Below are 18715 nucleotides of genomic sequence, written 5' to 3' on the forward strand. Positions count from 1 at the left end.
CAGGCACCATGGAGTGTTGCGATGAGTTCAGCTGAACCGGTCACAGGTTTGATTCTTTCTGGCGGTGGGGCTCGGGCGGCGTATCAGGTTGGGGTGTTGGCGGCGATTGCCGAGTTATTGCCGGCGGGGACGCCGAATCCGTTTCCGGTGATCGTTGGTACGTCCGCAGGAGCGATCAACGCGGTCAGCCTGGCCAGCGGGGCAATGGATTTTGGCGGCGCGATCCAGCGTCTGACGGCGTTCTGGCAGGGTATTCGCAGCCATCAGGTGATGCGCAGCGATTGGCCAGGGGTGATCAGCCAAGCCACACGGTTTGTCGGGCATAGCCTGCTGGGGGTGGGCGCTCAAGTGCCGGTGGCGCTGATCAACAGTTCACCGTTACGGCGTTTGTTGAACCGCAAACTTCATTTGTCCGGTATCGAGCAAGCCATCCGGCAAAAGCAATTGCACGCGGTGGCCATCACGGCTTTCGGCTATGAGTCTGGTCAGGCGGTGACCTTCTATCAGGGCGGCGGCACCATTGATGCCTGGTTACGTCATCGACGTATTGGGGTGCCGACTCAGCTGACGGTCGAACACTTGCTGGCCAGCTCAGCGATCCCGTTGTTGTTTGCTCCGGTCAAACTCGGCCAGGAATATTTCGGTGACGGTGCCGTTCGTCAGCCGGCGCCGATCAGCCCGGCCTTGCACCTGGGGGCGAGCCGGGTGCTGGTGGTCGGCGTCAGTGGCAACCCGCGCGGTTTTGACCCACAGCAACCACTGCAACGCACCTACACCGGCCAGCAGCCAAGCCTGGCGCAGATCGGCGGGCACATGCTCAACAGTACCTTCATTGACAGCCTGGAGAGTGACATTGAGTTGCTGCAACGTCTGAACCAGCTCAGCCATCTACTGCCTGCGGGTACGCCGACCCGCAGCCTCGGGCTGACGCCGGTGGAGGTGCTGGTGATTGCCCCGAGCCAGCCGATTGATGAAATTGCTGCACGCCATCGCCAAGAGCTGCCAGCGGCCTTGCGGCTGTTTCTACGCGGGCCGGGTGCGACCAAAACCAGTGGCGCCGGGGTCCTCAGTTATTTGCTGTTCGAGGCGGGGTATTGCAGCGAACTGATCGAGCTTGGCCGCAGCGATGCCTTGGCCAAGCGCGAGCAGTTATGCCGGTTTCTGGGGTTGCCGATGTTTGCGACGTTGCCTTGAGATTTAGGTTGCTGCTATCGCGAGCTTGTTCGCGATAGCAGCCCTGACTGGCTATGCAAAGCTTGAGTCAGACGGTCAACCGGTCATCCCGAAAATCGCGCAGTGCCTGCTCGATCTCTTCCCGGGTGTTCATCACAAACGGCCCGTACTGCACGATCGGCTCGTCCAGCGGCTTGCCGGCGATTAGCAGAACCCTTGCGCCCGACTGGCTGCTCAGCTGTAACTCGCCCTCATTGGACAAGCGAATCAGCTTACTGGCGCCGATGCTCTGGACCTGCCCCGGCAGCTCCACCTGGCCTTCGTAGACATACAGCAGCGCACGATGCCCCTCGGGCAGGCGAGGGCTGATGCTGCTGCCCGCCGGTAGATGAATGTCGAAGTAATGCGGCTCGGTATCCGGGCGCTCAACCGCTCCGACTTGCTGTATCTGGCCGTCATCGAACCGACCGGCGATCACCACCACCTCGACGCCGTTTTTGGTCTTTGTCCGTGGAATATCTGCCGGCTGAATATCCCGGTAACTGGCGGTGTCGAGTTTGTGCTTGCCCGGCAGGTTCAGCCACAGCTGGAAACCGCGCATCACGCCTTCTTCCTGTTCCGGCATTTCACTGTGAATGATGCCCTTGGCCGCGGTCATCCATTGCACGCCACCGCCCTCGAGCAAGCCGACATTGCCCAGATGGTCTTCGTGGCGCATGCGGCCTTCCAGCATGTAGGTCACGGTTTCAAAACCGCGATGGGGATGCGGTGGGAAGCCGGCAATGTAGTCGTCAGGATTTTGCGATCCAAATTCATCGAGCATCAGGAATGGATCGAAACGTTCAACGCCCTGGCCACCGAAGACCCGGGTCAGTTTCACCCCGGCACCGTCGGACGCCGGTTGTCCGGTATGAATGCTGAGTACTTTGCGAAATTGAGTCATTGGTGCAACTCCTGATCAGTGTGGAATGGACCCATGCTACGTCAGGCCAATTGATCATTGGTTGCGAATTTTGCGGGGTAGTTATCTGGTTTTTCGATTGTTCTATAGGGGGACGGGTGATGGCCTCGAAAAGATCGCAGCCTGCGGCAGCTCCTACGCACAAAACCTGCATACATTCCGTGGGAGCTGGCGAAGCCTGCGATCTTTTGATCTTCCGTCACGGCACATCGGGAAGATCGGCACTATCGATCAGAAGTGAAATTTCACCAACAAGCTCGCGGTGTCCTGATTGGTTGTGAAGGAGGGGGTGTCCTCGATCCCGTATTTGTTCTTCCAGTAGTCGTATTCGATACCGACGTACAGCTGCTTCTCGCCCCAGTTCAGCGCCTTGCCCAAGTCATATTTGATTTGCGGATTGAAGTGCAGGTTGGCGTGGTAGGTGCCTTTGGCGGTCTGGTCGTTGTCGACCACCCAGTCCATGTAGCCGTCGATCAAGACGTTCGACTTGCCCATCGGGATGGTATAGGACCACACCGGAGTGATCTGCCAGACGTTATTACCCGGGCGGTTGCCTTCGGGATGGCGCTGGTAGAAGTTCAGCTGGAAGTAGTCGAAGCCGGGAATCGCCAGGTCGAAGCCCGGACCAATCAGGTAGGACTCGGTATCGTTTTCGCCAAACTCGTAAGTCATGGCCAGCAAGACATCCTTGATCGGGCCGAACTCCAGCTTCTGGTCGAAGATCTTGCCAAATGACAGGCGTGGGCTGAACTCGCCGTAATAGGTATCCGAGCCAACATCGTGGTCTTTTTTACCGTTGTAGAAGATCCGGTCCAGAAAGAAGAAGTTATCTCCATATTTCCAGGCATCGGCGTGTTCGAAAGTGACGGTTTGCTGGATCGCAGGGTTGACCTTGAAGCCTTTGCCCCATAAGTAAGTCAGGCTGTTGTTCTGCCATTGCAGCAGATCGCCGGCCATCGCTTGACCTCCCGCCAACAAGGATCCGGCAAGCATCAGGCTGGTGCACGTACGTTTCATTCGGTTGCTCCCAAAGTAGGTTGTTCCACGTATTTTTTAAGTTGGCGCTCTGGTGTGGCGCCTTTTTTCGTTGCTGTAAAAATCATCCGATCGGTCAGCTTTATTGCTGGTAGCAAGAGCTGAACCAAGGCAAAAAAAAACAAAAAAACTCCCGCTCGGCTGCCTTGAAACAGTCGATTGAGAGTTGATTCAATTTTGATTCGGTGTGCCTCGGGACTAACCGGTGCCGGGATAAGCTGGCTATCTGGTCAGGTTTTAAATCTGGAGTTTTTTTTTGAGCGGATTCGGGCGGCCGCGGAGAATACTGGCTCGCGCAGCATGGCTTAAGTGCCCCGTAACAGAGCGCTTGTAACAAGATTAGGGCACGGTTGCGGGCCATCTTAGAGGTGCCCCTTGACCAGCAGGCTGGAGTGTTTGCGTTTCATGGTATTGCTCGCTGATTGTTTTTATTGTTAAGGCGCAGGCAGCCGCTGACTGCGACCAGGCTTCAAGTCCGGTCGCAGTCATGTGTGTGTAGTGGGTGTTGACTAAAACGGCTGACACCGCGAGGGCGGCAGGCGTACCGCCCCTCAGGTCAGTGCTGGTGGGCTTGCCGAGCGTTACTGGCGGCTCGTTCAGCACCGCCCAATATGTTGAACAACAGGTTCAACGAGAGGGCGCTAATGGTCGCCATGGCGATGCCGCTGTGGGTGATGGGGCCCATCCACAATGGCAAGTGGCCGAAGAACTCCGGGCGGACCACCGGAATCAGGCCCATACCGATGCTCACCGCTACCAGCAACTGATTGCGGCGGTCAGCGATGTCGGCTTCCTGGAGGATTTTGATTCCGGTGGCAGCGACCATGCCGAACATCGCAATCGCCGCGCCGCCGAGTACCGCAGGCGGAATCGAGGCAACCAGAAATGCGGCTTTGGGCAGCAGGCTGAGGATGACCAGCAACCCACCGGCGACGATGGTCACCGAGCGGCAACGCACGCCGGTCATCTGTACCAGCCCAATGTTTTGAGCAAAGGAGGAGTGGGTGAAGGTGTTGAAGAAACCGGCGAAGAACGAGGCGCCGGCGTCACACAGCAAACCACGACGGAGCATCCGTGGAGTGACTTCCTGACCGGTGATCTTGCCCAGTGCGAGGAACATGCCGGTGGATTCGACGAAGATGATCACCACCACCAGGCACATCGAAAGAATCGGCGCCAGATGAAATTCAGGCATGCCAAAGTGCAGCGGGGTGACGACCTTCAGCCACGGCGCCTGAGCGATGCCGCCGAGGTCGACCATGCCGATGATACCGGAAAGGATGTAGCCCAGACCCATGCCGATCAGTACTGAGATGTTCACCCAGAAACCGCGCATGAACCGGTTGATTAACAGGATGGTTGCCAGTACCAGGGCTGCAATGGTCAGGTAAATAGGGGAACCGAACTGTGCAGCACCGTTGCCACCGCCGGCCCAGTTCACGGCCACGGGGAACAACGACAAACCGATCGAGGTGATGACGGTGCCGGTCACCAAGGGCGGGAAGAAGCGCACCACCCTGGACATAAACGGCGCGATGAGCATGCCGAAGAAACCGGCAGCGATGGTCGCCCCGAAGATCCCGGTCATGCCGATGCCTGGCATGCCAGCCATGGCCACCATGCTGCCAACCGCAGCGAAACTGGCACCCATCATCACCGGCATACGAATTCCCATGGGACCGATGCCCAGCGATTGCACCACGGTGGCAATCCCGGCAACCAGCAGGTCGGCATTGATCAGGAAGGCGATTTCTTCACGACTCAGGCCCGCGGCCTGTCCGATGATCAGCGGCACCGCTATGGCGCCGCCGTACATCAGCAGAACGTGTTGCAGGCCGACCAGAATCAGTTGCAAAAGGGGCAAGCGCTGAATGGCGGGTGCGTCGGGGATGCGCGCTTCGGATAGCTCGGACATGCAACACCTCGGATCTTTTTTATTCTTGTGATTTTTTGATTCTGGCGACCGCTGCTCGGTCATCGCGGGCAAGCCTCGCTCCTACAGGATCTCACCGTCCGTAGGAGCGAGGCTTGCCTGCGAAGGCGTCAAAAATGGCTTAGTTCGTCCGGGCTCCCTGAGCAATCCAGGCGCCGATCAGGTCACGTTCCTGCTGGGTCATCTGTGTGATGTTGCCCAGGGGCATGATCTGAGTGGTGACAGCCTGGGCCTGAATCCGCGGTGCCAGTTGCTGGATCTGTTGCGGGGTATCGAACATCACCCCGGCGGGAGCTGCGCTGAACAACGGGCTGGTTGGGTTGGCCGAATGGCACACCGCGCAGCGTTCCTGAATCACGCTGTGAACCTTGTTGAAGTCCGGGGCGCTAGCGTTGGCAGTGGAAGCCTGGGTCGGTGCCGCAGCGGGTGGGGCGGCTTCAGGCTTGGCGCCACTGATGGCGGTTTCCGGAATCGGCTGGTACTCGATCTTCGCCGGTGCCTTGGCCACTTCAGGGGCGCTCGACATCTGTGTCGGGCCGGTCACGTAAGCCAGGCAGATCATGCCCAATGCCGCGACAGGCAAGGTCCAGGCGAACTTGTGGCTCTCGTGACGGGTGTTGAAGTAGTGACGCACCAACACCGCCAGCACCGCGATCCCGGCCAGGATCAGCCAGTTGTATTGGCTGCCGTAGGTGCTCGGGAAGTGGTTGCTGATCATGATGAACAGCACCGGCAAGGTGAAGTAGTTGTTGTGCCGCGAACGCAACAGGCCTTTGGCCGGCAACGCCGGATCGGGCGTTCGGTTTTCGGCGATGGCTGCGACGAGCGCGCGCTGTGCCGGCATGATGATACGGAATACGTTACCGACCATGATGGTGCCGATAATGGCGCCGACATGCAGGTACGCACCGCGACCGCTGAACACTTTGCTGAAGCCGTACGCCGCAGCGATCAACAGCACGAACAGGATCAGGCCGAGCAGGGCAGGGCGTTTGCCCAGCGCCGAATCGCACAGGAAGGAATAGACGAACCAGCCGATGAACAACGAGCCGATGCCGATGGCTACGCCTTCAGGGCCGCTCAGGCCGCTGCCGGGTGCCACGAGATACAGAACCGGGTTGGAGTAGAACACCACGCACAACAGCGCGATCCCCGACATCCAGGTGAAGTAGGCTTCCCATTTGAACCAGTGCAGGTTGTCCGGCATGGTCGGCGGGGCCAGTTTGTATTTTTCCAGGTGGTAGATACCGCCACCGTGGATCGCCCACAAGTCGCCTGCCAGACCTTCTTTCGGGTTGACCCGATTGAGGTTGTTTTCCAGCCAGACAAAGTAGAACGAAGCGCCGATCCAGGCGACGCCAGTGATCATGTGAACCCAGCGTATGCTCAGGTTCAGCCATTCCATCAGATGTGCTTCCACAGTCTTTACCTCTCGCCTGTCACTCTGTTGTCGAGTGATCAGACCTTCTCTTATTGGTGGGGGGCGAGGATCAAACGCTCATCCTCTTTGAAAAAATGCTCATCGCAGTTATTGCCTGTGCCACTGCGATCAACCACCAGGAAGTCATCCCGCTTTTCGATCGTCAGCACCGGATGGTGCCAAACGCCGCGATGGTAATTAATGCCCTGCCTGCCGTTGGTGACGAAGGCGCGGACCAAGCCTGATACAGGTTCATCGCCAAGTGGCGCGACCACGATCAGAAAGGGGTTGCCGAGCAGCGGTATGAAAGCCTGGCTGCCCAGCGGATGGCGCTCCAGCATGCAAACGGTCAGCGGCATGTCCTGCGCATCGGCGCGGAAGATGCTGATGATCGCCTTGTCGTCTGGCGTGGCCGTTTCAACCTCGGCCAGACGATGGAAGCGCATGGTCGAACCGTTGTTGATCATGAAGTGATCACTGCCGTCGGTTTCGATCACGTCACCGAAAGGGGCGAAGGCTTCTTTGGTCAATGGTTCAATCATCAATGTGCGCATGCTGTTCTTCTTTTCTTTGAGTTCAGTATCGATCGTTCCCACGCTCCGCGTGGGAATGCCGCCATGGACGCTCCGCATCCGCTGTGACGCGGAGCGTCACGGTATGCATTCCCACGCAGAGCGTGGGAACGATCATCTGTTATTTTGCAACCTTGCCCAGTACACGCAGGCGACTCACACCACCGTCCGGGAACACGTTCAGGCGGATGTGAGTGATAGGGCCCAAGGCTTTGATCTGCTCGGCGAAGGTGTGCTCGGCGTGCATTTCCAGCTTCTGGGCGGGCAGCAGTTCACGCCAGAACAGGCTTTGGGTCTCGATCTGGCTGTCGGTACCGCCCTTGACGAACGCGCCCTGGATCGAGCAGGTGTCGGGGTAGTTGCCCTTGAAGTGCAGGGTGTCGACGATGATTTTTTCGATCTCGCCCGGGTGGCCGAGGGCGACGATTACCCAGTCGTTGCCGGGTGTGCGACGGCGGGCAGTTTCCCAGCCGTCGCCCATGTTGATGCCGCGACCCGGGTTCAGGATGTTGCTCATGCGACCGAAGTGTTCGTCGGAGCAAGCGAGGGCGCGACCGCCGTTCAGGGCAGCTGCCAGATCGATCTGTTCGTTGTCGCCGACCGCCGACCAGTCGCGGAACGGAATGCCATAAACGCGCAGACGCGCTACGCCGCCATCCGGGTAGATGTTGAAACGCAGGTGGCTGAAGGCCTGATCGTTATTGATCTCGTGGAAGTGATGGCTGTTGCCTTGCAACTCGACAGCCGACAGCACTTCGACCCACTGGGTGTTTTCAGTCGGTTCGCCGCAAGCCACGAAGCAGGCTTCCAGGGAGGCAGACGGCGGGAAGTTGCCGGTGAAGAATGAGGTGTCGATGTCCACGCCTTTGATCGAGCCAGGCACGCCCAGGCGGATTACCGCGCTGTCGTAGCCTTCGAAGCGCTTGCGGCGCGACTCCCAGCCGTCCATCCACTTGCCGTTGTCATCGAAAACGCCCTCCTTCCACACGGCCGGGGTCGGCTGGAACAGGCGGTTGGCGTCAGCGAACCAGTCATCGGTGACCGAGATGATTTTGGTGCCCAGGCGGGCGTCGGCCAGGTTGACGAACTTCTCGAAAGGTACGGCGTAAGCTTTCATTCTTCTTGTCTGCCTTGAAATAAGTGGCTGGGGATGCTCGCAGGGCCCGGGGCGGTTTCGGCGTTCATGAAATCGTCAGGGCCAAGGTTGCTATAGAGTCAGTAATCGGAACAGGGCGATCTTGTTGATCTCTGCCAGCGCGCATTTGAATTCGGTGTCGACCGAGTTGTGGATGCGCGTTTCGAACGCCGCGAGGATCTGATGCCGATCGCTGCCTTTTACCGCCATGATGAAGGGGAACGCGAACTTGCCTTTGTAGGCCTCGTTCAGCTCGGTGAAGCGCTGGAACTCATCGCTCGAGCATTGGTGAATACCGGCGCCAGCCTGTTCGTTAGTGCTGGCTTCGGTCAGTTGGCCCTGGACGGCGGCTTTGCCGGCCAGGTCCGGGTGAGCGTTGATCAGTGCCAGCTGACTGGCGTGATCGGCGCTCAACAGGATATCGCTCATGCGCTGGTGCAGGGTTTCAATCTGGTCGATCCCGGCATCCTGGCCCAGGTCGTAGGCCTTTTCGGCAACCCATGGCGAGTGTTCGTAGATATCGGCGAAGGCGTCGACGAAGGCTTCACGGCTCAAGGTTGATGGTTTGAGGGTCTGAAAGGCGCTCATTTCGAGTCCCCTCCCTGGTAAGGATGGGTTTGGTGCCAGTGGCGGGCGATGTCGACCCGGCGGCTGAACCAGACCTGCTCGTGGCTCTTGGCGTACTCGATAAAGCGCTTCAGTGCGGCCAAACGGGCAGGGCGGCCGATCAGGCGGCAGTGCAAACCGATGGACAGCATCTTCGGCGATTCGGCGCCTTCAGCGTAGAGCACGTCGAACGCGTCTTTGAGGTACTGGTAGAAATCATCGCCCTTGTTGAACCCCTGCACCTGGGTGAAGCGCATGTCGTTGGTGTCGAGGGTGTACGGGATCACCAGGTGTGGCTTGCCGGTCGGGTTGTTCGGTTCCCAGTAGGGCAGGTCGTCGTCGTAGGTGTCGCAGTCATAGAGAAAACCGCCTTCTTCCATCACCAGGCGACGGGTGTTCGGCCCGGTGCGGCCGGTGTACCAGCCCAGCGGGCGCTCGCCGCTGATTTCGGTGAGGATGCGGATCGCTTCGAGCATGTGCTCGCGTTCCTGCGCCTCGTCCATGTACTGGTAGTCGATCCAGCGGTAACCATGGCTGCAGATCTCGTGACCGGCTTGAACCATGGCGCGGATAACGTCTGGATGGCGCTGGGCGGCCATGGCCACGGCGAAGATGGTCAGCGGAATGTCGAATTCCTTGAACAGCTTGAGGATCCGCCAGACGCCGGCACGGCTGCCGTACTCGTAAAGGGATTCCATGCTCATGTTGCGCTCGCCTTGCAGTGGCTGCGCCGAGACCATTTCCGAGAGGAAGGCTTCCGACTCTTTGTCGCCGTGCAGGATGTTGCGTTCGCCGCCTTCCTCATAATTGAGTACGAATGACAAGGCGATGCGGGCATTGCCCGGCCAGTGTGGGTGAGGAGGGTTACTGCCGTAACCGATCAGGTCGCGTGGGTAGTCAGCGCTCACTGCAGTCTTCCTTCTTGTTCGTGGTGTCTTGTTCGTGACAAGGGGTGTGTGACGACCTGGCGATGAGATGACAGGCTGGTGTCACAGCGATGGAATGATTGTATACAACTTTATTGGCACTTTGTAAGCCTGAATTTTTGCAAATTTCACTGATTGTCATCAAAAAATGGCATTGCAAGAAACCTGCCTGATTGGTCAGCTAATTAATGGGATATCGCCTAATCTCAAGGCGTGGCTGTAAATTCACTTACAACCCAAGGCTGACAGGGCTGAAGGCAGATAGGTGATTTTTATTGTGTACAATTTTTTTGAAAAGTGTCTTAATCAGTCGCTCGCCGCCCTTTTTCGTGCTCCGAAACGGTGCGGTCTCCTTTTTAACTGACTTCGGGAGGCGCGAGGCCTGGCTGCTTGAACCGCAGGCAGGCGCGCAGAATCAATGGGACGTTTGACTACACACGTTTTGGATGCCGCACACGGTTGCCCTGGCAGCTCGATCAAGGTTGAGTTGTACCGGGTTGAAGGCACGCAGCTGGAGCTGGTCGCCAGCGCGCTGACCAACAGCGATGGCCGTTGCGATGCGCCGTTGTTGCAGGGCGATGATTACCGTTCCGGGGTCTATCAACTGCAGTTCCATGCAGGCGACTACTACCGTGCCCGCGGGGTACAGCTGCCGGAGCCGGCATTTCTCGATGTGGTGGTGCTGCGCTTTGGTATCTCGGCCGAGCAGGATCACTATCACGTGCCCCTGCTGATTTCGCCCTACAGCTATTCGACTTACCGAGGAAGCTAGACTCCCCCACGAATCTGCGCAAAAGCTTCTTTGGTCTTTCGCCCGCTCACACTGCGGGCTTTTTTTCGTCTGTGTGTAGGAGCAGCCGGTCGACGCTCGATTGCTCGCGATGGACTCAAGGGCGGCGCGTTTATTCAGAAAACACGCGTTATCGTTAACGTCCATCGTGAGCAATCGAGCGTCGACCGGCTGCTCCTACACCGCGATGCTTTTAGCGGCTCAACAACGAAGCCGCGCCCGCGCCACTGAACAACCCGGCACTGATCCGGTTGAACCAGCTCTGACCCTTGCCGCTGCGCAGATACCGCGCTGCACCATGGGCACCGAGGCCGTAGGCCAGCTTGCAGAGCAGATCAAGCGCGGTCCAGGTGGCGATCATGATCAACAACTGCGGTAGAAACGGCTGCTCGGCGCTGAGAAACTGCGGCAGAAAGGCGGCGAAGAACAGGATGTCTTTGGGATTGCTCGCACCCAATACAAACGCGCGCCCAAACAGTGCGCGAAAGCGCGGAACAGGTGCCGCGTGTGGCACTTCTGTGGTTCGGGCCGGTTGCCGCGATTGCTGCCAGCTCTGCCAGGCAAGGTAGAACAGGTACAGTGCGCCGACGATTTTCAGTGCGCTGAACAGCTGCTCAGAGGCCAGCAGCAAGGCGCCAAGACCCAATGCCGAGGCGCTCAGCAGGCAGATGGAGGCAATCACTCCGCCCAGAAACGCCGGGTAAGAGCGGCGCAAACCGTAGTTCAAACTGTTGCTGATCATCAATAAAGACAGTGGTCCCGGGATCAGAATTACCACCAGCGCGGCGCCGCTGAACAACAGCCAGGTTTCCAGATTCATCACGTTTCTCCTAATGTGCAAAAGCCCCACCCGGCGGGGTGAGGCTGGTTGAAGCGTCTGTTGCTTACAAGAAAATGAACTTGGCGATAAAGATCGCGCACAGCACCCACAAACTGATGGATATTTCCTTGTGTTTGCCGGTACCGGCCTTCAACACAACATAACTGATGAAGCCCAGTGCGATACCGTCGGCGACCGAGAAGGTCAGCGGCATCATGATCATGGTGACAATCGCCGGAATGCTGTCAGTGGCTTCGCTCCACTTGATGTGCTCCATGCCGCCCATCATGAGCATCGCCACGTAAATCAGTGCGCCAGCGGTTGCATAAGCGGGGATCATGCCAGCCAGCGGCGCGAAAAACATCGCGGCAATGAACAGTACACCAACCGTAACTGCCGTCAGACCGGTACGGCCACCCGCGGCTACACCGGCGGCACTCTCCACATAGCTGGTGACCGGCGGCACACCGACCATTGCGCCAAACACGCTGGAAGCACTGTCGGCTTTCAATGCGCGGGAGAGGTTTTCGATCTTGCCATCAGCGTTCACCAGACCGGCCCGTTGCGCGACGCCCATCAGGGTGCCGGCGGTGTCGAACATGTGCACGAAGAGGAACGCCAGCACCACACTGATCATGCTGACGTTGAACACGCCGGCGATGTCCATGGCCATCCAGGTCGGGGCAAGGCTGGGTGGGGTGGAGAAGATTCCGTTGTACTGCACCAAACCCAGTCCCCAGCCGGCAGCGGTTACGCTGATGATGCTGATCAGGATCGCGCCGAATACCCGGTGATAGCTGAGCACCGCAATCATCAGGAAACAGACCGCTGCCAGCAGCGGACCAGGCTCACGCAGGGAGCCGAGTTTGATCAGGGTGGCCGGGCTGTCGACGATAATCCCGGAGGTTTTCAGGCCGATGATGCCAAGAAACAATCCGACCCCTGCGCCCATCGCATAACGCAAGCTCACCGGAATGCTGTTGAGCAGCCACTCACGCACCCGTGACAGGGTCAGAATCATGAACAGCACACCGGAAATGAACACCGCACCCAGCGCGGTTTCCCAGTTGTAGCCCATGGTGCCGACGACGGTGTAGGTGAAGAAGGCATTCAAGCCCATGCCCGGCGCCAGGCCGACCGGCCAGTTGGCGTACAAGCCCATCAACAGGCAACCCAGCGCGGCGGCGATGCAGGTTGCGACGAAGGCTGCGCCGTGGTCGATCCCGGCGTCAGCCATGATGTTCGGGTTGACGAAGATGATGTAGGCCATGGTGATGAAGGTTGTCAGACCGGCAATCAGCTCGGTCTTCACCGTGGTGCCGTGCAAACTGAGCTTGAAGAGGCGTTCCAGCCAGCTGTTGTTCAACGACGGTGAAAGGTCCAGCGTAGGGGCTTCGGATTTGCGGCTTTCCACAGCGAGTACTCCTCAAGAGTTTTATTGTTTTTTCCAGAACCGGACACGCGATGGTGGGCAGCGGCTCTTTGAGGCATGTAAGGCTTGCGGGCTTTTGTTGACTGTAAGGTCAGGAACTCGCACGAAGCGAATTATGCTTTTGTATACAAATAAAGCAAATAATGTTTTTGTTTTTGTGTGCGAAAAGGATGAAAGGAAGGATATATGGAGAGGGAGGGGGCAGATCCCGTTGATTGATCGTTCCCACGCTCTGCGTGGGAATGCATCTTGTGACGCTCCGCGTCACGCTTCAAAGCGGACGCAGAGCGTCCAGGGCGGCATTCCCACGCGGAGCGCGGGAACGATCAGGAAAAGCGGGGGGGCTTCAACTCGAGCGGTTTTCCCCCAGCGCCTTATTCACCGCTAGCCAGCCATTCACCGCAGTCTCGCCGGCCTTGATCGTTCCCACGCTCTGCGTGGGAATGCATCTTGTGACGCTCCGCGTCACGCTTCAAAGCGGATGCAGAGCGTCCAGGGCGGCATTCCCACGCGGAGCGCGGGAACGATCAGGAAAAGCGGGAGGCTTCAACTCGAGCGGCTTTCCCCCAGCGCCTTATTCACCGCTAGCCAGCCATTCACCGCGGTCTCGCCGGCCTCGGCAAACACTCGCTGCAAAAGTTTCACCTGCTCACGTCGCAGCGACTGCTCAAAGCGCGCGCCCTCGATGGTCAGCTCCAGCAGACGCTTACGCTTGTCCGAATCTGGCGCAACGCTGTTTACCAGGTGCATTTCCATCAACTGACGCAGTGGAGTGTTCAAGGCTTGCTTGCTCACCCCGAGCACCGTCAGCAGTTCTTTCACGCTGAGGCCTGGATAGCGGGCGATAAAAAACACGATGCGCTGATGCACCCGGCTCAAGCCCCGGCGTGCGAGCATTTCGTCGGCTTTGGCGGTGAACGCCTGGTAACCGAAGAAAAAGGCTTCCATGGCGGCTTGTTGAGTAATTTGATTTTTAAGGTCAAGCATATTGACGTATCTGCGTGTGTCATCGTAATTTCGGTCAACTAGTTTGACTTATTTTCCTCAAGCCTCGCTACGGTGACCACCATGGCTTTTTCCGAACGTGTCTCGCGCCTTAAAAGTTCTTTGATTCGTGAAATCCTCGCCGCAGCCCAGCGTCCGGAAGTGATGTCGTTCGCCGGCGGTCTGCCCGCCGAAGCGATGCTGCCCAAAATCGAATGGACCGGCATGCCGCTGTCGATGGGCCAATATGGCATGAGCGAAGGCGAGCCGGCATTGCGCGAAGCACTCGCGGCCGAAGCTCGAGCCTTGGGTGTGCCGTGCCAGGCCAGCCAGGTATTGGTGGTCAGCGGATCCCAGCAGACCCTCGATCTAGCCGCCAAGCTGTACATCGACAAAGGCACCGAGATCATTCTCGAAGCGCCGACTTACCTGGCGGCACTGCAAATTTTCCAGCTGTTCGGTGCGCACTGCCTGACTGTGCCGCTGCAAGCTGACGGCCCGGATCTGCTGGAATTGCGCGCCCGCCTGGAAAAACACCAGCCAGCATTCATTTACCTGATCCCAACCTTCCAGAACCCATCAGCGGTGCGCTACAGCGAGACCAAACGCGATGCGGTGGCGGCGTTGCTGGACGAGTTTGGCGTGACCCTGATCGAAGATGAACCTTATCGCGAGCTGACTTTCGATGACGGCAGCGCCACACCGATCGTCAGTCGCTTGAAAAAGGCCAGCTGGATTTACACCGGTACGGTGTCCAAGACCTTGCTACCCGGTCTGCGGGTCGGTTATTTGATTGCCAGTCCGGATCTGTTCCCGCACCTGTTGCGGCTCAAGCAGTCAGCCGACCTGCACACCAATCGTGTCGGTCAGTGGCAGGCGATGCAGTGGATCGGCACCGAAAAATTTCGCAACCATCTGGTCGAACTGCGTGGCTTTTACCGCGTGCGCCGCGATGCCTTTCAGGCGGCGCTTGAAAAACACTTCGCCGATCTGGCTGATTGGCAGGTGCCTCAAGGCGGGCTGTTTTTCTGGTTGACCTTGAAAAAACCGCTGGACACCCGCACTTTGCTCAAGCCGGCGCTGGCGCAGGACGTGGCGTTCATGCCGGGCGAACCGTTTTTTTCCGACCCGGATCGCAATCCAGGTCACTTGCGGCTGAATTTCAGCCACATCGATTCAGCGCGTCTGGACGAAGGTCTCAAGCGGCTGGCCGCCGTCGTACGTCAAGCACAAGCTGCGCAGGAAGCTTAAGGGGAGGGGCTATGTACAAGGTTTATGGCGATTACCGTTCGGGCAACTGCTACAAGATCAAGCTGATGCTCAATCTGCTGGGCCTCGAGTTCCAGTGGCAGAGCGTGGATATTTTGAAGGGCGACACCCAGACTGCCGAGTTTCTGGCCAAGAATCCCAATGGCAAGATCCCGGTGCTGGAACTTGAGGACGGCACTTACTTGTGGGAGTCGAACGCGATCCTCAACTTCCTCGCCGACGGCAGTGAGTTCCTGCCGGGCGAACCACGCTTGCGTACCCAGGTTCTGCAATGGCAGTTCTTCGAGCAGTACAGTCACGAGCCGTATATTGCAGTAGCGCGGTTTATCCAGCTCTATCTGGGCCTGCCGGAAGATCGTCGCCACGAATATGAAAAGCTGCAAAAACGCGGTTACAAGGCGTTGGACGTGATGGAGCATCAGCTCACCCGCACGCCGTATCTAGTGGGCGAGCAGTATTCGATCGCGGATATCGCGCTGTATGCCTATACCCATGTCGCCCATGAAGGCGGCTTTGACCTGAGTCGCTATCCGGGGATTCAGGCCTGGATGCAGCGTGTGGCCAGCCATCCAAAGCACATCGGAATGCTCGATTGAGCTGACCGCAAAAACAATTAAACCGGCCAATGAGCCGGTTTAATTTTGTCTGAAGCCTGTGTTGCCTGTGCCCGCCTCTTCGCGGGCAAGCCCGGCTCCTGCAGGTTCCGCGTTGTCCTTGCTCGCGATGGCGTCAGTGAGCGCTACACAAGTTGCTCAGGCTGCCGCAAACCGCTTATCCAGATAATCAATGATCACCTTGGACTCATACATCCAGGTGGTCTGGCCGTTCTCTTCGATACGCAGGCACGGCACTTTGATCTTGCCGCCTTGCTCCAGCAGGGTCTGGCGATCCTGTTGGTTGTTTTTCGCATCGCGCAGGGCCACCGGTACATTCAGACGGCGTAGGGTGCGGCGAGTCTTCACGCAGAACGGGCAGGCGTGGAATTGATACAGGGTCAAGTCCCTGGCGGCTTGCTCGACCTTAGCCTGAGCGGCGCCGGTGCGCTGTTGCTTGCGCGGACGGGTGATGAAGTCGATGAAGATGATGAGTTGGCCCAGGCCGACTCGAAGCGCTTTGACGAACACGGTTAAAGCCTCTTGCCCATAAGTGAAGGGGCGGCAGCTTACCTGATTTTTTACCGACGAAAAAAAACCGGCGATGAACGCCGGTCCTTTTGTTCGCCGGGTTTACTTGATCAGGCTGAGAAACTCGCTGCGGGTCGCCGCATTTTCGCGGAACTCACCGAGCATCACCGAGGTGATCATCGACGAATTCTGTTTCTCCACACCGCGCATCATCATGCACATGTGTTTGGCTTCGATAACTACCGCAACGCCCAGAGCGCCGGTCACTTCCTGGACCGCTTCGGCGATTTGCCGGCTGAGGTTTTCCTGGATCTGCAGGCGGCGGGCGTACATGTCGACGATCCGCGCGACTTTCGACAGGCCAAGCACCTTGCCGCTAGGGATATACGCGACATGCGCTTTTCCGATGAAAGGCAGCAGGTGGTGTTCGCACAGCGAGTAGAGCTCGATGTCCTTGACCAGCACCATTTCGCTGTTATCGGAACTGAACAAGGCACCGTTGGTGACCTGTTCCAGCGTTTGCTCATAACCGCGGCAAAGGTACTGCATGGCTTTGGCGGCACGTTTTGGCGTGTCGAGCAAACCTTCGCGGGAGACGTCCTCGCCAAGCTGGCCGAGAATCGCCGTGTAATTCTGTTCCAGGGACATGAAACTACCTGTGGGATTTTACGCAAAGGGCAAGGGTACGGTGACGGACACGGCGCTGCAAGCGTGACAACACCGCTTTACTCGTCACGACCTTCCATCATGGTGCGTTTGAGCATCACATAAACTGCACCGGCACCGCCATGTTTAGCCTGGCACGAAGTGAAGCCGAGCACCTGAGGGTGCTGGCGCAACCAGGTGTTGACGTGACTCTTGATCATCGGCCGCTTGCCGTCCAGTCGCACAGCCTTGCCGTGGGTGACACGTACGCAACGGATTTCGAATCTGGTCGCTTCAGCGAGAAACGCCCAAAGAGTCTCGCGGGCTTTTTCCACGCTCATGCCGTGCAGGTCGAGGCTACCTTCAAAAGGAATCTGGCCCACCTTCAGCTTGCGCATCTGGCTTTCCTGAACGCCGTCACGGGCCCACATCAGCTCGTCTTCCGGGCCGACATCGATGACAAACTGATCGGACAGGCCATCGACGGTGGTCACATCGGCGCGCACGGTAGCCGCCTGGCGCAGTTTGGCGATTTGCGCACGGTCGGCCTTGGGTTTGCCCGTCTCGGCACGATCATGTTTGATCGGCTTGACGCCGCGGATCTCGCTTTTGAACAGGGAAAAATCGTCGTCTTGCATGTCAGCCTCCGCGAAGGGCGGCTAGTTTACCCAAGTCCAGGCGGATCGGGCATGACAAAAAGCTGCCGCGCTGCACTCAGTCATTTTTTTTCATCAGGTGCGGCGCGATGTTCAGCCCGTTGGACTGGCGCCGGCGGCGACGGAAGCGACGCCATAACTTGATACCGATGTACAGCAGCAATAGACCCATCACCAAAATGACCGCCGAACCGGTTCGGCTGGCATTCAGTTCGCCGAGCGCGGGTGGGTGGCCCAAAAGGCTGGCGGCACCGGCCATGGCCAATAACAGGCCAAACATCGCCAGCACTGCCGAAAAGGCTACGCCCAGGCGAAAACGCCAGTTACTTGGGCCTTTGGGGCGCAAGCGACGTGCGTCAAATCCATCGGATATCTTCATTCCGACCTTCCTCAATGGGTATCGGCCCTTCGACCGGGAGATGACCGGGTGGTTCCTGAGGCTAAGACAATTGCAGAGACCGGGAGGTTTTTGCGGATGAGCGGCTGGATGGGCCGCTCATTGAGCGGTCGATCAAATCAGGTCTTTGGTCAGCGCAAGGGTGGCAAAGTTGTCCGCCATGATGGCCATCTCGGTCTGCTGCACATGTTCTGCGCTGAGGATTCCGCCCTTGTACGGTAGATCGCGGGTCGCACACGCATCCTCCACCAGCGTGCAGCGAAAGCCGAGGTTCTTGGCCGCGCGCACCGTGGTGCTGACACTGGAATGGCTCATGAAACCGCAGACGATCAGGTCCAGCGAGCCGAAGTCCTGCAGACGCTTTTCCAGTTCAGTGCCATGGAAGGCGCTCGGCAGCAACTTGCCGATGATGGTCTCGTCACCTTGTGGTTCCAGCCCCGGGATGAACTCGCCGCGCTCGCCTTGAGGGTCGAACAGACCACCCACGGTGCCGAGGTGGCGTACATGTATGATCGGCCGACCGGCAGTGCGAGCTGCGGCAACCAGTTTCTTGATGTTTGCGACGGCAGCATCCATGCCGGTCAGGGCCAGGGGACCGTTGAGGTACTCTTTCTGGGCGTCGATGATGACCAGGCTGGCATGGCCCAAATTGGCCGGTGCATAACCACGGCCGCTGAGTTGAAACATCGTCTTTGGAACGGACATTCTGGGGCTCCTTTGAGTGGGGCTTTTGCGACATTGTCCTCTGGCAGAGCACTTCTGTGAATGGCTACCAACGTAAGCTGCGTGGTTGCTGGCCTACAGCCGTGTCAATAGGGTTGCTGCGTTCGACCAAAA

At 58.3% G+C, this 18715-nt stretch carries 21 protein-coding genes; 4 read left to right on the forward strand and 17 right to left on the reverse strand.

Annotated features, from left to right (window positions below; translation table 11 throughout):
• Positions 1–21 precede the first annotated feature (21 nt).
• A complete protein-coding gene (locus tag AC07UI_RS17990) occupies positions 22–1194 on the forward strand; it encodes a patatin-like phospholipase family protein (protein ID WP_494993767.1) in 1173 nt (390 codons plus the stop codon).
• A 67-nt stretch (positions 1195–1261) separates the two neighbouring features.
• Here the strand turns inward: AC07UI_RS17990 and AC07UI_RS17995 are convergent, their stop codons facing one another.
• The 9 genes from AC07UI_RS17995 to puuE all read right to left on the reverse strand — a co-directional run bounded on the left by AC07UI_RS17995 (position 1262) and on the right by puuE (position 9743).
• Entirely contained in the window at positions 1262–2116 is an 855-nt protein-coding gene (locus tag AC07UI_RS17995) for a pirin family protein (protein WP_494993768.1), read from the reverse strand.
• A gap of 249 nt (positions 2117–2365) precedes the next feature.
• Positions 2366–3151 carry an outer membrane protein OmpK gene (locus AC07UI_RS18000; RefSeq protein WP_494993769.1) on the reverse strand — a complete coding sequence of 262 codons (786 nt, stop codon included), beginning with the start codon at positions 3149–3151 and terminating at the stop codon, positions 2366–2368.
• On the reverse strand, positions 3148–3294 hold the full coding sequence (locus AC07UI_RS18005) for a hypothetical protein (protein WP_494993770.1): 147 nt from the start codon (positions 3292–3294) through the stop codon (positions 3148–3150). The genes AC07UI_RS18000 and AC07UI_RS18005 overlap by 4 nt, the downstream gene beginning before the upstream one ends.
• Positions 3295–3725: 431 nt before the next feature.
• A complete protein-coding gene (locus AC07UI_RS18010) occupies positions 3726–5084 on the reverse strand; it encodes a nucleobase:cation symporter-2 family protein (RefSeq protein ID WP_494993771.1) in 1359 nt (452 codons plus the stop codon).
• A 139-nt stretch (positions 5085–5223) separates the two neighbouring features.
• Positions 5224–6522, reverse strand: coding sequence for a urate hydroxylase PuuD (locus tag AC07UI_RS18015; protein ID WP_494993772.1), 1299 nt, complete (start codon positions 6520–6522; stop codon positions 5224–5226).
• 50 nt (positions 6523–6572) lie between these two features.
• Positions 6573–7076, reverse strand: coding sequence for an ureidoglycolate lyase (locus tag AC07UI_RS18020; RefSeq protein WP_489072066.1), 504 nt, complete (start codon positions 7074–7076; stop codon positions 6573–6575).
• 139 nt (positions 7077–7215) lie between these two features.
• Positions 7216–8211: an allantoicase gene (gene alc / locus AC07UI_RS18025; protein ID WP_494993773.1), complete on the reverse strand. Its 996-nt coding sequence runs from the start codon at positions 8209–8211 to the stop codon at positions 7216–7218.
• 90 nt (positions 8212–8301) lie between these two features.
• Positions 8302–8817 carry a 2-oxo-4-hydroxy-4-carboxy-5-ureidoimidazoline decarboxylase gene (uraD, locus tag AC07UI_RS18030; RefSeq protein WP_494993774.1) on the reverse strand — a complete coding sequence of 172 codons (516 nt, stop codon included), beginning with the start codon at positions 8815–8817 and terminating at the stop codon, positions 8302–8304.
• Positions 8814–9743 (reverse strand): allantoinase PuuE, encoded by a 930-nt coding sequence (gene puuE / locus AC07UI_RS18035; RefSeq protein WP_494993775.1) that lies wholly within the window; start codon positions 9741–9743, stop codon positions 8814–8816. Before puuE ends, uraD begins: the two co-directional genes overlap by 4 nt.
• A gap of 436 nt (positions 9744–10179) precedes the next feature.
• On the opposite strand from puuE, the gene uraH reads away from it, so the two are divergent.
• On the forward strand, positions 10180–10533 hold the full coding sequence (gene uraH, locus AC07UI_RS18040) for a hydroxyisourate hydrolase (protein WP_489357023.1): 354 nt from the start codon (positions 10180–10182) through the stop codon (positions 10531–10533).
• 211 nt (positions 10534–10744) lie between these two features.
• Here uraH and AC07UI_RS18045 read toward each other — a convergent pair whose 3' ends face one another.
• The 3 genes from AC07UI_RS18045 to AC07UI_RS18055 form a co-directional block, all read right to left on the reverse strand.
• Positions 10745–11371: a LysE family translocator gene (locus AC07UI_RS18045; protein ID WP_494993776.1), complete on the reverse strand. Its 627-nt coding sequence runs from the start codon at positions 11369–11371 to the stop codon at positions 10745–10747.
• A 64-nt stretch (positions 11372–11435) separates the two neighbouring features.
• Positions 11436–12785, reverse strand: a complete 1350-nt coding sequence (locus AC07UI_RS18050) for an NCS2 family permease (RefSeq protein ID WP_494993777.1) — start codon at positions 12783–12785, stop codon at positions 11436–11438.
• 564 nt (positions 12786–13349) lie between these two features.
• Positions 13350–13790 (reverse strand): MarR family transcriptional regulator, encoded by a 441-nt coding sequence (locus AC07UI_RS18055; RefSeq protein ID WP_494993778.1) that lies wholly within the window; start codon positions 13788–13790, stop codon positions 13350–13352.
• Positions 13791–13871: 81 nt separating this feature from the next.
• Here AC07UI_RS18055 and AC07UI_RS18060 point away from each other — a divergent pair, with 81 nt between their 5' ends.
• Complete coding sequence (locus AC07UI_RS18060; protein WP_494993779.1) at positions 13872–15038, forward strand: aminotransferase-like domain-containing protein; 1167 nt, start codon at positions 13872–13874, stop codon at positions 15036–15038.
• Positions 15039–15049: 11 nt separating this feature from the next.
• A complete protein-coding gene (locus AC07UI_RS18065; protein WP_494993780.1) occupies positions 15050–15652 on the forward strand; it encodes a glutathione S-transferase family protein in 603 nt (200 codons plus the stop codon).
• A 156-nt stretch (positions 15653–15808) separates the two neighbouring features.
• Here AC07UI_RS18065 and AC07UI_RS18070 read toward each other — a convergent pair whose 3' ends face one another.
• The 5 genes from AC07UI_RS18070 to AC07UI_RS18090 form a co-directional block, all read right to left on the reverse strand.
• Positions 15809–16180, reverse strand: a complete 372-nt coding sequence (locus tag AC07UI_RS18070) for a glutathione S-transferase N-terminal domain-containing protein (RefSeq protein ID WP_494993781.1) — start codon at positions 16178–16180, stop codon at positions 15809–15811.
• Positions 16181–16282: 102 nt separating this feature from the next.
• A complete protein-coding gene (gene folE / locus AC07UI_RS18075; protein ID WP_494993782.1) occupies positions 16283–16828 on the reverse strand; it encodes a GTP cyclohydrolase I FolE in 546 nt (181 codons plus the stop codon).
• Positions 16829–16905: 77 nt separating this feature from the next.
• Complete coding sequence (locus AC07UI_RS18080; protein ID WP_494993783.1) at positions 16906–17463, reverse strand: Smr/MutS family protein; 558 nt, start codon at positions 17461–17463, stop codon at positions 16906–16908.
• Between the two features lie 76 nt (positions 17464–17539).
• Complete coding sequence (locus tag AC07UI_RS18085) at positions 17540–17860, reverse strand: hypothetical protein (protein WP_494993784.1); 321 nt, start codon at positions 17858–17860, stop codon at positions 17540–17542.
• A gap of 132 nt (positions 17861–17992) precedes the next feature.
• Positions 17993–18583: a cysteine hydrolase family protein gene (locus tag AC07UI_RS18090; protein WP_494993785.1), complete on the reverse strand. Its 591-nt coding sequence runs from the start codon at positions 18581–18583 to the stop codon at positions 17993–17995.
• Positions 18584–18715: the final 132 nt, after the last annotated feature.

It is taken from the genome of Pseudomonas sp. GW821-FHT04C07 (assembly GCF_059420325.1).